Raw genomic sequence first — 12799 nt, 5'->3', positions numbered from 1 at the left:
CCCTTACAATGCCGCGTGGCCGCTGTGGCCGCGGCAATGCTTTACAGGTGGGACATGGCGGTCATCGATCCGGCGGAAGTCGAATTCAGCGCGATCCGGGCCCAGGGGCCGGGCGGACAGAATGTGAACAAGGTGTCGTGTGCGGTGCATGCGCGCTTCGACGTGGCGGCCTCGTCCCTGCCGGCCGCCGTCAAGGAACGCCTGCTGGCCCTGCGCGACGCCCGCATCACGCAGGAAGGCGTCATCGTCCTCAAGGCGCAGGGTTCGCGCAGCCTGGAACAGAACAAGCTGGACGCGCTGCAGCGCCTGCAGGCCCTGGTCGACCAGGCCGCCGTCGTCCCGCAGGTGCGCCGCCCGACCCGGCCGACGCGCGGATCGCAGCTGCGCCGGCTCGATGCCAAGGCGCGCAGCGGGCGGCTCAAGGCCCTGCGCGGCAAGGTCGGCGAGTAGGCGGGGAATCGCGACAGCACCGGCGGGGGGCGTTATCATCTTCTCATCTACCGAGCGAGAGACGCCAGCCATGTCCCTGTCCCCTGCCCTGCATGCCGCCCTCGACCGACCGGTCTGGTCGGCCCTCGAAGGCGGCCACCGCCCCCTGGCCCTCGGCGGCCCGCTGGCCAGGCGCTATCCGCGCGAGATCGGTCCGTTCGCGGCAATCGCCGACGAAGCGCTGGCCGCAAGCAGTCCTGCGGCCTGGGAGGCGCTGGCGGCGCTGCTGCAGCCCGGCGAGGCGATCATGCTGGTCACGCTAGAGGCGCCGTGCCCGGCCGGGGCGCAGGCCTGCGGGCTCATGTTGACGCCGCTCGACCCGGTGCTGCAGATGGTGGCCACGCGCCCGCCCGCGGCAGCCACGCTGCCCTTCGCGGTGCTGGGCGAGGCCGATGCCGAAGAGATGCGCCTGCTTGCCGGGCTGACCAATCCGGGGCCGTTCGCGCGGCGCACCCACGAGCTGGGCGAATTCCTCGGCATCCGTGACGGCGGGCAACTGGCGGCGATGGCGGGAGAACGGATGCGCCCGCATGGCGCGGTCGAGGTGAGCGCGGTGTGCGTCCACCCCGAGCATCGCGGCAAGGCCTATGCCCGCCACCTGCTGGCCGAACGCACGCGCCGCATCATGGCGGGCGGGCGCCAGCCCTTCCTGCACGTCTATCCCGCCAACACGGGGGCAATCGCCCTGTACGCATCGCTGGGCTACGTCGTGCGCCGCCAGTTGCACCTGACGCGCGTCGTGATGGCGTGAGGCGTGCCGCTGCGCTCAGGTGTTCATGTGCGCAGCAGCCGGAGTAGCTGGTCGATCCGATAAGGTTTGGCAATGAACAGCTGCTGTATCGCTTGTCCATTGAACATGGATGGGGCCATGTAGCCTGACGCCAGGATGATCTTGACCGCCGGGAAGCTCCCGGCGATGCGCTCGGCCAGTTCGAGTCCGTTCATGTCGGGCATCATGACGTCGGTAATGACGGCGTCGATGTCGGGATGGGCCGCCAGCATCTCGAGGGCCGCGGCGCCCGAATAGGCGACCATGGCCTCCATGCCGTGGGCCGACAGCAACATTTCGGCGAGGTCCGCAACGTCGGACTCGTCATCGACGACCAATACCTTGCGCACCGCTCCCACCGCGGCACGTGCATCCTGTCCACCCGCCTGCAAACTGCCGGGCGGGAATGCGGGCCGCTTCTTGTCGCTGCACCAGCGGCTGTTCATCAAGCCGGACACTCGGTCCTCCATGGGGTGAAATTGTTGGTAGCCAAAGCAGCCCGGGGGGGCCGCATGCGCCAGTATCGCGCAAGCGCGCCGAAGGAAGCGCCCGGTTAAGCTGATGCAGGACCTTCGATCTACCTGGAAATTCCTCCAGCTCGTGAGGCGCCTATCCGAACAGCCCGTGCAGGTACCAGCGCGGCTCGGCATCTTCGCCGGCGCCGACGATACGCTCGCGATAAATCCAGTACAGCGTATGGTCCTGCCCTTCGGCGATGAAGTAGTCGCGGGTTTGCGTTTCGCTCCACCAGCCGGCCTCGATGCGTTCGGGGGTCGAGGCGACCTTGAGCGGCGAGCCGTAGAAGGGCCGGTGGTTGCGCATGAGCAGTGCGATCGGCTTGGCCAGCAGCCAGCTCGGGCGCGGCAGGCTGGCCACGTCCGGCGGCAAGCGCGCCGCTCCCTGCGACGCGCGCTCGGTTCGCTGCTGCACCGGCACCCATTCGTTGGCCACCTCGGGCCGGTAATCGGCCTGCGGCAGCGCCTGCAGCACGTTCTCCGGCCCCAGCCGCGCCACCAGCAGCTCGAGCATGCGCATGCGGTCTTCCTCGCCGCCGCCCGGCTCAGGGAACAGCGATTCGGTCGGCGGCGCCATCGCCCTCACCTGCCGCGCTTCCAGCGCGAGGCCGATCACCGGCCCCGGCAGCTCCTGACGGGCCAGGCGTTCCCGCAGGAGGCGCACCAGGTGTTCGTCGTGCCAGGCGGGCTCGGCCAGGGTGATCTCGAGCGTCGTCGGCGGCATCGCCACCCGCCCGCGCTCGTGCTCCATCAGCAGGGTGAAACGCTCGACCGCGAGCTGGCGCGCGCACAGCCAGCCGACCAGCTGCAGCACCAGGTGGTGGGCGCCGGCCAGCAGCAGCTCGGCCTGCTCGACGCGGTCGAACAGTTCCAGCCGGGCCCGGAAACTCTCGGGCGGCGCCACCCATTCGAACAGCTCGGGACACATGCCGTAGGCGGCATCGAGCATGTCGAGCAGCTCGCGCCCGCAGCGCCGCTGCAGGCCCGGGCGCGGCAGGCGCCGCAGCTGGCCCAGCGCCTCGCAGCCGATGCCCTCGAACCAGGACATATAGGAGCGGGCCGGCGGCAACAGCGCCACCGGCAGGCGGTCGAGGCGACGCTCGAGCGAAGCCATGCGCAAGGAACGTCCGAGGACGCGCCTGCCGCCGTGCATATCACTGTGATTGCGGCCATGCACCATGCCATGCGCCGCGGCGCGCGCCAGCAGCCAGGCCGCGCGCGCCGTCGGCGCGCAGCTGACCGAGGCGGTAAAGCCGAGCGCGCGCAGGCTGGCGCGCACGCGGGCGCACAGGGCCCGGATGCCGCCGAACAGGCGCAGGCTGGCACCGATGTCGAGCAGCAAGGTCGCTTCCTCAAGCAGCGCGACCTGGGGCGTAAACTGCAGCATCGCCAGCGCGACCGCATCGAGCGCCTCGGCTTCGCGCGCTGGGTTGCGCTCGTACAGGCGCGCTTCGGGCAGGAGCATGAGCACGCCCGCGCGCCGCATGCCGTGGCCGATGCCGGCCGCGCGCGCCGCCCTGGAGGCGGCCAGCACGCGGTCCTGCTCGAGCACGACGCTGCCCGGGTCACTGCACCAGTTGGGGCTGAAGATGTCGAGCGCCAGCTGGGGTAGGGAGAGGCCGATCCACAAACGCATGTCGGTGCAGGAGAGAAGAAGTGAGAGGCAAGCCGAGGGGCAGGAACAGCGGCGCATCGCGCTGCGGCCCCCGGCGCTTGACGAAGTCGATGTGCAGGCCGCCCGCCGCCGGCCGCAGCCCCAGGCGCAGGGGCGCGGGCGAAGCGTCCTGCGCCGCGGCCAGCGGGCGCAGCATGAAGAACAGGGTTTCCCCCGCCTGGGCCGCCAGGTGCAGGCGGCGCAGGCTTTCGCCGCGCGCATGGTTGGCCCAGAACAGCAGCGCGCCGCAACTGCCGCTGCGCAGCACCTGCTCGGCCGCCCACAGCGCGTCGGCGCTGCGGCCCGTACGCAGCCACAGCAAGCGCGAGGGCGGCAGGCCGAGCGCGGCCAGCGCCAGGGCCTGGGGCGGATGGGGCGGCTGCAACAGGACGATGCGGCGCTCGGCGCAGGCTTGCAAGGCCGGGCGCAGCAGGCGCATCTCGCCGATGCCGGGCTGCTGTTGCAGCAGCTCGACCAGGGTGCCGGTCGGCCAACCGCCGCCGGGCAACTGGGAAGAGAGGGCGGCATGTCCGGTGTCGACGCAGCGCGTGCCGGCGCGCGCCAATTGCGAGGCGCGCCAGAGCGAAGGGTGTAAAGCCTCCGGCGCGACCATAGGGGAAGCGCCTGCGGTGGATGAGCAATTCATATGGGTTGGCAAAGAAGTACTGTATAAACGTACAGTACTCGTTGAGCCCGGATTTGGCAAGATGTATTCATTTCGGCCATACCAGTCGGGCGACTGGTATTGACAGAACTTAAAGGTGCGCCGTGCCCTGGAAAACCGCGCCGGGACGGCGAATCATGAAATAATGGCGGCTTGTCCATTTACAGCCAGACAATGAACAACCTGTCTCACGCACGCCACGGAGCCCATCCTTGAATACGCTCCAGCTCACCGGCGCCATCCTGTTTGCGATCGCCCTCGTCCACACCTTTTCCACCAAGCTGTTTCACTCGCTGGCCAAGCGCCACCCGCGCCATGCCGGGCTGTTCCATCTGCTGGGCGAAGTCGAAGTCGTGTTCGGCTTCTGGGCCTTCGTGCTGGTCCTTGCCATGGCCCTGCTGGCCGGCGGCAGCGAAGCCATTTCTTATGTCGAGTCGCGCCACTACACCGAACCGCTGTTCGTGTTCGTGGTGATGGTGATCGCGGCTTCGCAGCCGGTGCTCGACGCCGTGCGCGACCTGCTGGCCCTGCTGGCCCGGCTGGCGCCGGTGCGCACCGAAGTGGCCCTGTGCTGGCTCGGCCTGGCGCTGGTGCCCCTCTCCGGCTCCCTGATCACCGAACCGGCCGCGATGACGCTGGCCGCCCTGATGCTGGCGCCGCAGGTATTCCGGCCCGGCATTCCCGAATGGCTCAAGTACGGTGCGATCGGCGTCCTGTTCGTGAACGTCTCGATCGGCGGCACCCTCACCTCCTACGCCGCGCCGCCGGTGCTGATGGTGGCCGCCACCTGGGGCTGGGACAGCGCCTTCATGGCCTCCACCTTCGGCTGGCGCGCCGCGCTGGCGGTGCTCTTCAACGCGACCGTCATCACCCTGCTGCTGCGCCGCCACCTGACGCCGGGCAACGTGGTCGAGGACGTGCATCTGCCCTGGCTCGTCTCCATCGTCCACCTGGCCTTGCTGGCGGGGGTGGTGCTGCTGGCCCATCACCCGGTGCTGTTCATCGGCCTGTTCCTGCTCTTCCTCGGCTATACCCAGGCCTATCCGAAGCACCAGTCGCGCCTGATCATCAAGGAAGGCCTGCTGGTCGGCTTCTTCCTGGCCGGGCTGGTGGTGCTGGGCGGCATGCAGCAGTGGTGGCTGCAGCCCCTGGTGTCGAGCCTGGAGCCGACCGCGCTGTTCTTCGGCGCGCTGGGCCTGACGGCAATCACCGATAATGCGGCACTGACCTACCTCGGTTCGCTGATCGAGGGTTTGTCCGATCACGCGAAGTACATGCTGGTGGCCGGCGCGGTCGCCGGCGGCGGCCTGACCGTCATCGCCAATGCGCCCAATCCGGCCGGCGCCGCGCTGCTGCGCGAGGGCTTCGAGGACGGTTCGATCGGCATGGGCGGGCTGTTCCTGGGGGCGCTGGCGCCGACCTGCGTGGCGGCGGCGATGTTCCTGATTTAGCGGAGACAATGTGATGGACGACGACATCCTGGTGCAAAAAGCGGGGACCATCGAACGCTGCTGCCGGCGCGCGCGCGAGGAATACGACAAGGACCCGACCACGTTCGTGAGCGACCTCACGCGCCAGGATGCGGCCACCCTCAACGTGATCCGCGCCTGGGAAGCCGCCATCGAGATGGGCGACTACGTGATCGGCAACGCCCGGCTCGGCCTGCCGCAGGACGAACGCGAAGTGATCACCCTGCTGGCCGAACACGGCTGGATCGTCCCTACGCTGGCCGAAGACCTCAAGCGCACCGGCGAATTCTGCCGTGCCGAATGGGATTACCAGCAAGCCCCGCTGCCGGCGCTGGTGACCATCATCAAGCGCGGCCTGGACGATTTCACGGCCTATGCCCAGGCGCTGGTGAGCGGAGCGTCGAGCGCCTGATCAAGCCTGCGGCTCGTGCACATCTGACACTTCCACATCCTCCTCGGCGATCTTCTCGTCGGCCAGCTCCTGGTCTTCCTCGTCCGCCACCAGGCCCTCCTGGCCGGCGCCGCGCGCGCTGTCATAGGTGAGCTCGACCAGCATCGGGAAATGGTCCGAGCCGAAGGAAGGAAGGCGCTCGATGTGCGAGAGCGTGAAATGCTCGCTGTGGAACAGGTGATCGAGCGGCCAGCGGGCAAACCAGAAGCCCGCATGGAAGGTGTTGAACATGCCGCGCCCGATGCGCGGATCGAGCAGGCCGCTGATCTTGCGGAACAGCCGCGTCGTGGTCGACCACGCCACGTCGTTCAGGTCGCCCGCGACGATCACCGGCGTCTCCAGGCCGGCTTCGGCCACGCTCTTGGCGACCACCAGCAGCTCGGCGTCGCGCTGGGTCGACTCCATGTGTTCCGTCGGGCTGGGCGGTGTCGGATGCAGGAAATGCATGCGCACCTTGTGTCCGGACGGTAGGAGAACCAGGGTATGGATCGACGGGATGTCGTCTTCGACCAGGAACTGGATGGCGCTGTCTTCCAGCGGCAGCCGCGAATAGACGTGCATGCCATACAGATTGTCGAGCGGACACTTGATGGTATGAGGATAGTCCTTCTCGAGCACATCCAGCCTTTCCTGCCACCACGTATCGGTTTCCAGCGTGACGAAGATGTCGGGCTGGTGCTGGCGGATCAACGCGATCAAGCCCTCGGCATTCCGGTTCGGCATCAAGACATTGGCTGTGAGGATACGGAACTGGCGGTTCGCTCCGCCGATGACCGCATTTTTCACCTCATGGGGATAGGCCTTGGTATATGGAATGATCCACCAGGTCTGGTAGGCAAGGCAGGCGGCATTCGCCGCCAGCAGCAGGTGGGAATAGCCGTCGTGCCAGTCGAGGAACACGATTTGCCCGACCAGTACGGCGAGCGACAGGATGGCCAGTTGCAGGCGTGGAAAGTCGAGGTCGCGTATCCACCACCCCGTGCATCGCAACAAGGGCAGCAGCGTCGCGAGGACGATCACGGCAACCAGGGTTACGAAAGTCGGCAGCATGGTCTCTCGAAGGCTGCAAGTAACTCATCACAAAACTGAGGCTTGCAGTATGCGCCTTTTCAAACGCGGCCGTCTGTACGCTAGCGTGCACAAGCGGCAAGATAATCGCCGCGGCCCCACCCCTGCGCCGCATCGGCTGCCCGAAGTTTGCGCATACCGCTTGCAAATCCCGCCACCGAACCTATCTTTGAGCTTGAGGGCGACATTCGGGTCGCAAGCCAGACATGAACATCATCAGGCAAGTGCAGCAAGCAGACAAACGCGTCCGCGGCAAGAAGTCCAGATCCAGGTTCAACCCGTATCCGCTGCTGGGCATCGTGCTGGCCATCGTGCTGGCCGTGCTGACATACGGTGGCCTGTTCGCCTTCTTTTTCTAAGCCAGGCAAGCTCGTTGACGGCTGCCGGCTGCGCGCTTCTTCGGCACAAAGCCCATATCCTCGTCGACGATTACAAGAACTTACAGAAATCCGACCGGGGCCGCCTTCTCAACAGTTCTCCGCACTTGTACCATAGCCGTCATTCCCGTTTCATTACTCTTCACCGAAAAGCACCATGACCTCCACCACCCTGTCCCGCGCGCTGTGCCTGGCCGCCTTCGCCGCCGCGTGCGCCGCCCCCGTCCACGCCACCAGCTTCACCTCGTCCGCTTCCAGCGCGGGCTCGGCCTCGTCGGGCAGCATTTCCGACTCGATCGGTGCTTCCAGCAACAGCTCGAGCGGCGATGACCGCGTGGCCGCGGGCGAATACCGCGTGATCGACATCGCCCAGGCGCCGGGCAAGGCGGACACCACCCGCATGACCCTGCGCGCGCGGGCCGCCGGCCCGGTGCGCGAATTCACCCTCGACGTGCCGAACCGCGCGCTGGCCGAACGCGGCGTCGGCAAGGGCGAACTGGTGCAGGTGAGCGAACGCGTGTACGGCTTCGAGTTCGCCCACGCCGACACCAAACGCTCCTTCTTCCTGGCGCTGCAGGACGACTGGTACCGCGACCTGGCTTCGCGCAAGGTCACCATCTAAGCGATGCTCCGCAAGTTTGCCGCGGCCGCGCTCCTGCTGGGCGCGAGCGCGGCCGCGCAGGCCGGGCTGCCGGCATTCTGCCAGCAGTCGATCGACATCGGCGCCGCCGAGCAGGACCGCGTGCTGCGCTTCGCCGGCGCCGTCAAGAACGAGCTGGAACGTTCTGGCGCGCGCGTCGCCCTCATCGCACGCGCCGGGCTCGACCTGAGCCGCTTCGGCCAGCTGTATTCGCACGCCGGCATCGCCCTGCGCGACAATCCCGGCGGTCCCTGGGCCGTGCGCCAGCTCTATTACGCCTGCGACGAATCGCGACCGCGCCTGTTCGACCAGGGCGTGGCCGGCTTCGCGCTGGGGGCCGACGCGCCCACGCGCGGCCATATCTCGCTGGTCTTCCCACCTGGCGAAGACGCCGCCCTGCTCGAGGAAGCGGCGCTGGACAAGCGCCTGGCCCTGGCCCTGCTGGGCGGGCAGTACAGCGCCAACGCCTATGCCTACGGCACCCGCTACCAGAACTGCAACGGCTGGGTGGCCGAACTGCTTGCCAGCGCCTGGGGAGCGCGTGCGAATGCGCACGCGGATGGTGGCGGCACCCATGCGCGCGAGAAGGCGCAGGACTGGCTGCGTGCGCAGGGCTACACCGCCGGTCCGGTCCGGATTCCCTCGCACTGGCTGATGTTCGCCGGGCAGTTCGTGCCGCTGGTACACATGAACGACCACCCGGTCGACGACCTCCACGCGCTCGCGCTGCACACCAGCGTGCCGGCCTCGATCGAAGCCTTCGTGCGCCGCCGGGCGCCGCAGGCGCAGCGCGTCGAGCTGTGCCATACGCAGGACCGCATCGTGGTGCGCCGCGGCTGGGAGCCGCTGGGCGCCGCCTGCGAGCCGGCGGCGGGCGACGAAGTCATTCCGCTGAACTGAACCCCGCAGGTCTTTCAAACATGAGCAAACATGAGGGTCAGGTCTGACATTCAGACACGAACTCGAGCGTAACGCCTTTGTATTGCTCAGCCCGTGTCCAAATGTCAGACCTGACCCCGATGTATGCGCCAAACAAAAAGCCCTGCTCGCGGCAGGGCTTGTTGCAGAAACCGGTAGGGCTTACTTGGCCGCTTCGGCCAGCTTGCGCAGCACGGCGGGCGATACCGAGTCGCGGCCGCGGCTGAGCTGGTAGAGGGACCAGAGGTCGCCGCCGCTGTGGTGAGCCGTGATCGGGGCCGGGGTAAGGAAGAGGCTACGGACGAAGTTGATGATGGTGGCCATGATGTCATTTCCTGAGGTCGCTATCGAATGACACCAGTATGCGCCCTTTAAGATAGAAATCAAATTGAGATCCATGATGATCGTCATTCACCGATCATCTATCTTCGCACACATGATTATTTGCTCATACATTTGTGCAAATGCATGTCGTGTTACACTTCAGTCCGCCGGCCAGTGCCGGCGTCAACATTCCTCTCATCAGTCAGGGCCGCCAGCGCGGTGCGACAGTCTCGCAGCGATTGGTCCATACTGAACGCCTGTCATGCAGGCGATCCGTCAAGGTCAAGGTGGCAATGCGCGCCCGGCATCTCTCTGCCCGGGCGAAGCCTGCCCGACCCTGCCTGCGGCTGCGCCCCACCTCCCGGCGGTCGGCGCCCGCACGCATCAACAAGGAGAACTCATGCAATTGCTCTGCTCTGCGGGCTTCATTTTTCTGATCGTCCTGTGGGGCGTCATCGCCCCGGACAACATGGCGTCCGTCTTCTCGGCCATGCTGGCCATACTCACCCGCAACTTCGGCTGGTTCTACCTGTGGGTCGTGCTCGCCATGGTCCTGTTCGCCGCCTTCGTCGCCTTCAGCCGCTACGGCAACCTCAAGCTCGGCGGCGAGGACGACGAACCGGAATTCACGCTCGGCAGCTGGTTCTCCATGCTGTTCGCCGCCGGCATGGGCATCGGCCTGGTGTTCTGGGGCGTGGCGGAACCCATCTCGCACTATGTCACCGCGCCACCCGGCGTCACGCCCGGCACGCCGGAAGCGGCCAACGCCGCCATGCGCTACGTGTTCTTCCACTGGGGCGTGCATCCCTGGGCGGTGTACAGCGTGGTGGCGCTGGCGATCGCCTTCTTCCAGTACCGGCGCGGCGGCAATTCCCTGATCAGCACCGTCACCAGCTCGCTGCCCTGGCGCCCGATCCGCGCCATGTCCGGCCTGTTCAACGGCCTGGCGATCGTGGCCACGGCCTTCGGCGTCGCCGCCTCGCTCGGCGTCGGCGCGCTGCAGATCAACAGCGGCCTGAACGCCGTGTTCGGGATTGCCATCAGTCCTACCGCCCAGGTCGTCATCATCATCGTGACCGCCGCCCTGTTCATCACCTCCGCCGTGAGCGGCGTGGAAAAGGGCATCAAGCTGCTATCGAATACCAACATGCTCATGGCGGCCCTGCTCGCCCTTGCCGTGTTCCTGCTCGGCCCCACGATCGCGATCATCGATACCTTCAGCAATACCCTGGGCAGCTATGCCAGCGAACTGGTACGGATGAGCCTGCGCTCCACGCCCTTCCGCGACAGCAGCTGGGTCGGCAACTGGACCATCTTCTACTGGGCCTGGTGGATCTCGTGGTCCCCGTTCGTCGGCCTGTTCATCGCCCGTGTCTCGCGCGGCCGCACCATCCGCGAGTTCATCCTCGGCACCGTGCTGGCGCCCTCGCTGGCGGCCTTCGTCTGGTTCTCGATCTTCGGCGGCACCGCGCTCTACATGGAAATCTGGCAGCAGGTTCCGCTGGCCGAAGCCGTCAAAGCCGACCTGGCCACGGCACTGTTCGCGCTGTTCGACGCCATGCCCTTCGGCCAGATCATGTCGGTGGTGGCCACGCTGCTGGTGGTGATCTTCTTCGTCACCTCGGGCGACTCGGCCGTGCTGGTGCTGGGCATGATGAGCCAGGACGGCAATCCGAACCCGACCACCCGCGTCAAGCTGGTCTGGGGCGTGCTGATCGCCGGCATTGCCATGAGCCTGCTGCTGGCGGGCGGGATCGACGCCGTGCAGACCGCCACCATCCTGTTCGCCCTGCCCTTCGCGCTGGTGATCGTGCTGATGGTCATCGCCCTGTGGCGGGCCTTGCGTGACGACTGGGAAGAAGAAGCGCGCCGCGAACGCGCCCTGCGGCGCAAGATGCGCGAGATGGCGGCGCGCTAGCAGTAGTGCCAAGCCGGCGAGGCTTGGCACGGCAGTTCATGTTCCAAGCATGTTTTGGCTTGCCTGCAGATCGCCTGCTCGCCTGCACGACACAGGCCGCATCTGCCGGCAGCCTCAAACGATGTCAGGCTGTGGTGAACTGTTCGTTAATATCGAAATCGTGAACAATAATTCGCCGATTTACGATGGAATGGTTTACCAAGCGACCTTCCCGCACGACTGGCTTGTCGGGGAAGTCTCTGAACTTGTCGTTACTCAAGACATACGTGCCTGACTCACTGGCGGCATCCAGGATCGTTTCATCGGCACCTCTCCTGGAGGGAACGATGTGAACCTGCGCAAGCCGATGGAAGCGCGTTGTAATGGCTTGCCCCGTCATCTTCAACAAGGAGCAGATGCCCCCATCGAATACGACGACAACTTTGTATTTCTGCGCCAGGCGCCGGACTGCCGCTTCGAGCGCGCCGAGTCCGATCATTTGCCGGCTACGGTCCTGCCGCTCATAACACAGGTTGTTACCGTCGATAACAACAGCACGCACGACACGCGTCGCCAACTGGGCAATGCCGCGCAAGCGCGTTTCCAGCTTGTCGATACTCCGCCTCACACCATCCAGCTCCCCTTGTTTCTGCCGTGCCACCTTTCCCGGACTACCTTCACCAAACAATCTGGTGCATTCCTCGTGCAGGAGCCGCCGTGCATGACCGTTCGGTGCGTTCGACAGTCTTCTTTCAAGCTCGGCAGCGCGAGCGAGTTCATTCACCAGTTGCTTTTCGCGCCGCCGGCACTCGGCAAGGCTGGCTAGAGGTTCGGCCAGTTTTGCATCCACATTTGCCTTGTCGGCGAGCGCTTGCTGGAGCGACCGGCGCAAACTTGCGATCTGAACAGCATCGCTTTCGCGGATCGCCAGTTCACGCAGCCGATCAAACCCTCGATAACGGATTCGTTCCGTTTCAATCTCTTCAAGCAGATCCCGGTTGCCATTCAACTGCTTATCGATTGCCTCCAACTGCTTCTGCAGTCGTGCCTGCACACCGCGTTGCACTTCAAGGCGCTGCTTGTTTTGCTTGCGCTGATCGGAAAACCACTCCCTCGGATCAAAGCTGAAGGCTGTCAGCACTTCCAGCCGCACGACCTCCGCCTCGACCGGACGCAGTTCTGCCATCGACTGTGCACGCTGACGGTCCAGTGACGCGCACTCGCGTTTTGTCGCATTGAAGCGTGCCGACGCTGCATCGATGTCGAAACGGTCGTACCAACCGATTGCGGCCAGACGCTTGGTGTCCGCTGTTTCGAGTGCCGAGACCTGGTGCTGCAACTGCGTGCAGCGTCCGGCATGAGGGTTATATTCCAGAGAACCTCCTAAAAGAAGTGAGCAACGAAAAGTAGCATTCGATGCATGCCTACAATTCGGCGCTTACCATAAAGAAAAATATTCCCTGAAGCAATAGCTTGCAACTCAATTTATGCAGGTGGAGCGTCATGACAAGGAAATAGTTGATACCTGAGAGACGAACCCAGCCTTCAGAAGCCGCTTGTGATG

14 protein-coding genes are annotated in these 12799 nt (G+C 65.7%); 8 read left to right on the top strand and 6 right to left on the bottom strand.

Annotation, left to right across the window (positions count from 1 at the left end; translation table 11 throughout):
- Window positions 1-54 precede the first annotated feature (54 nt).
- Entirely contained in the window at window positions 55-450 is a 396-nt protein-coding gene (gene arfB, locus ACK4S9_RS04560; protein ID WP_409722300.1) for an alternative ribosome rescue aminoacyl-tRNA hydrolase ArfB, read from the top strand.
- 70 nt (window positions 451-520) lie between these two features.
- Window positions 521-1240, top strand: coding sequence for a GNAT family N-acetyltransferase (locus tag ACK4S9_RS04555; protein WP_409722075.1), 720 nt, complete (start codon window positions 521-523; stop codon window positions 1238-1240).
- A 23-nt stretch (window positions 1241-1263) separates the two neighbouring features.
- On the opposite strand, the gene ACK4S9_RS04550 is transcribed toward ACK4S9_RS04555, so the two are convergent.
- From ACK4S9_RS04550 to imuA, 3 genes are all read right to left on the bottom strand, one after another.
- A complete protein-coding gene (locus ACK4S9_RS04550; protein WP_409722072.1) occupies window positions 1264-1716 on the bottom strand; it encodes a response regulator in 453 nt (150 codons plus the stop codon).
- 151 nt (window positions 1717-1867) lie between these two features.
- Complete coding sequence (locus ACK4S9_RS04545; protein ID WP_409722069.1) at window positions 1868-3409, bottom strand: Y-family DNA polymerase; 1542 nt, start codon at window positions 3407-3409, stop codon at window positions 1868-1870.
- Entirely contained in the window at window positions 3339-4040 is a 702-nt protein-coding gene (gene imuA, locus ACK4S9_RS04540; protein ID WP_409722066.1) for a translesion DNA synthesis-associated protein ImuA, read from the bottom strand. The genes ACK4S9_RS04545 and imuA overlap by 71 nt, the downstream gene beginning before the upstream one ends.
- A 263-nt stretch (window positions 4041-4303) precedes the next feature.
- Here imuA and ACK4S9_RS04535 point away from each other — a divergent pair, with 263 nt between their 5' ends.
- Together ACK4S9_RS04535 and hepT are read left to right on the top strand one after the other, a co-directional pair.
- Window positions 4304-5542, top strand: a complete 1239-nt coding sequence (locus tag ACK4S9_RS04535) for a putative Na+/H+ antiporter (protein ID WP_409722063.1) — start codon at window positions 4304-4306, stop codon at window positions 5540-5542.
- A gap of 13 nt (window positions 5543-5555) precedes the next feature.
- Window positions 5556-5972: a type VII toxin-antitoxin system HepT family RNase toxin gene (gene hepT / locus ACK4S9_RS04530; protein ID WP_409722060.1), complete on the top strand. Its 417-nt coding sequence runs from the start codon at window positions 5556-5558 to the stop codon at window positions 5970-5972.
- Here hepT and ACK4S9_RS04525 read toward each other — a convergent pair whose 3' ends face one another.
- The gene (locus tag ACK4S9_RS04525) at window positions 5973-7061 is read right to left on the bottom strand and encodes an endonuclease/exonuclease/phosphatase family protein (protein WP_409722057.1); all 1089 of its coding nucleotides are present in this window, start codon (window positions 7059-7061) and stop codon (window positions 5973-5975) included.
- Window positions 7062-7285: 224 nt separating this feature from the next.
- Here ACK4S9_RS04525 and ACK4S9_RS04520 point away from each other — a divergent pair, with 224 nt between their 5' ends.
- From ACK4S9_RS04520 to ACK4S9_RS04510, 3 genes are all read left to right on the top strand, one after another.
- Window positions 7286-7438 (top strand): hypothetical protein, encoded by a 153-nt coding sequence (locus tag ACK4S9_RS04520; RefSeq protein ID WP_409722054.1) that lies wholly within the window; start codon window positions 7286-7288, stop codon window positions 7436-7438.
- 175 nt (window positions 7439-7613) lie between these two features.
- Window positions 7614-8078 (top strand): hypothetical protein, encoded by a 465-nt coding sequence (locus ACK4S9_RS04515; protein WP_409722052.1) that lies wholly within the window; start codon window positions 7614-7616, stop codon window positions 8076-8078.
- A gap of 3 nt (window positions 8079-8081) precedes the next feature.
- The gene (locus tag ACK4S9_RS04510; RefSeq protein WP_409722049.1) at window positions 8082-8996 is read left to right on the top strand and encodes a DUF2145 domain-containing protein; all 915 of its coding nucleotides are present in this window, start codon (window positions 8082-8084) and stop codon (window positions 8994-8996) included.
- Window positions 8997-9176: 180 nt separating this feature from the next.
- Here ACK4S9_RS04510 and ACK4S9_RS04505 read toward each other — a convergent pair whose 3' ends face one another.
- The gene (locus ACK4S9_RS04505; RefSeq protein WP_409722046.1) at window positions 9177-9425 is read right to left on the bottom strand and encodes a hypothetical protein; all 249 of its coding nucleotides are present in this window, start codon (window positions 9423-9425) and stop codon (window positions 9177-9179) included.
- 313 nt (window positions 9426-9738) lie between these two features.
- Here ACK4S9_RS04505 and ACK4S9_RS04500 point away from each other — a divergent pair, with 313 nt between their 5' ends.
- The gene (locus tag ACK4S9_RS04500; RefSeq protein ID WP_409722043.1) at window positions 9739-11256 is read left to right on the top strand and encodes a BCCT family transporter; all 1518 of its coding nucleotides are present in this window, start codon (window positions 9739-9741) and stop codon (window positions 11254-11256) included.
- A gap of 124 nt (window positions 11257-11380) precedes the next feature.
- On the opposite strand, the gene ACK4S9_RS04495 is transcribed toward ACK4S9_RS04500, so the two are convergent.
- Complete coding sequence (locus ACK4S9_RS04495) at window positions 11381-12574, bottom strand: NYN domain-containing protein (RefSeq protein ID WP_409722040.1); 1194 nt, start codon at window positions 12572-12574, stop codon at window positions 11381-11383.
- Between the last annotated feature and the right edge of the window lie 225 nt (window positions 12575-12799).

The sequence above is a fragment of the Massilia sp. genome (genome assembly GCF_046293535.1).
Taxonomy (GTDB): domain Bacteria; phylum Pseudomonadota; class Gammaproteobacteria; order Burkholderiales; family Burkholderiaceae_D; genus Telluria.
This window is presented reverse-complemented; position numbering and strand designations above follow the sequence as displayed.

Excerpts from the sequence above, each read along its gene's own strand:
- arfB (WP_409722300.1), top strand. The coding sequence starts at position 55 with ATGGCGGTCATCGATCCGGCGGAAGTCGAATTCAGCGCGATCCGGGCC.
- ACK4S9_RS04555 (WP_409722075.1), top strand. The coding sequence starts at position 521 with ATGTCCCTGTCCCCTGCCCTGCATGCCGCCCTCGACCGACCGGTCTGG.
- ACK4S9_RS04545 (WP_409722069.1), bottom strand. The coding sequence starts at position 3,409 with ATGCGTTTGTGGATCGGCCTCTCCCTACCCCAGCTGGCGCTCGACATC.
- imuA (WP_409722066.1), bottom strand. The coding sequence starts at position 4,040 with ATGGTCGCGCCGGAGGCTTTACACCCTTCGCTCTGGCGCGCCTCGCAA.
- hepT (WP_409722060.1), top strand. The coding sequence starts at position 5,556 with ATGGACGACGACATCCTGGTGCAAAAAGCGGGGACCATCGAACGCTGC.
- ACK4S9_RS04525 (WP_409722057.1), bottom strand. The coding sequence starts at position 7,061 with ATGCTGCCGACTTTCGTAACCCTGGTTGCCGTGATCGTCCTCGCGACG.
- ACK4S9_RS04520 (WP_409722054.1), top strand. The coding sequence starts at position 7,286 with ATGAACATCATCAGGCAAGTGCAGCAAGCAGACAAACGCGTCCGCGGC.
- ACK4S9_RS04515 (WP_409722052.1), top strand. The coding sequence starts at position 7,614 with ATGACCTCCACCACCCTGTCCCGCGCGCTGTGCCTGGCCGCCTTCGCC.
- ACK4S9_RS04510 (WP_409722049.1), top strand. The coding sequence starts at position 8,082 with ATGCTCCGCAAGTTTGCCGCGGCCGCGCTCCTGCTGGGCGCGAGCGCG.
- ACK4S9_RS04505 (WP_409722046.1), bottom strand. The coding sequence starts at position 9,425 with ATGACGATCATCATGGATCTCAATTTGATTTCTATCTTAAAGGGCGCA.
- ACK4S9_RS04500 (WP_409722043.1), top strand. The coding sequence starts at position 9,739 with ATGCAATTGCTCTGCTCTGCGGGCTTCATTTTTCTGATCGTCCTGTGG.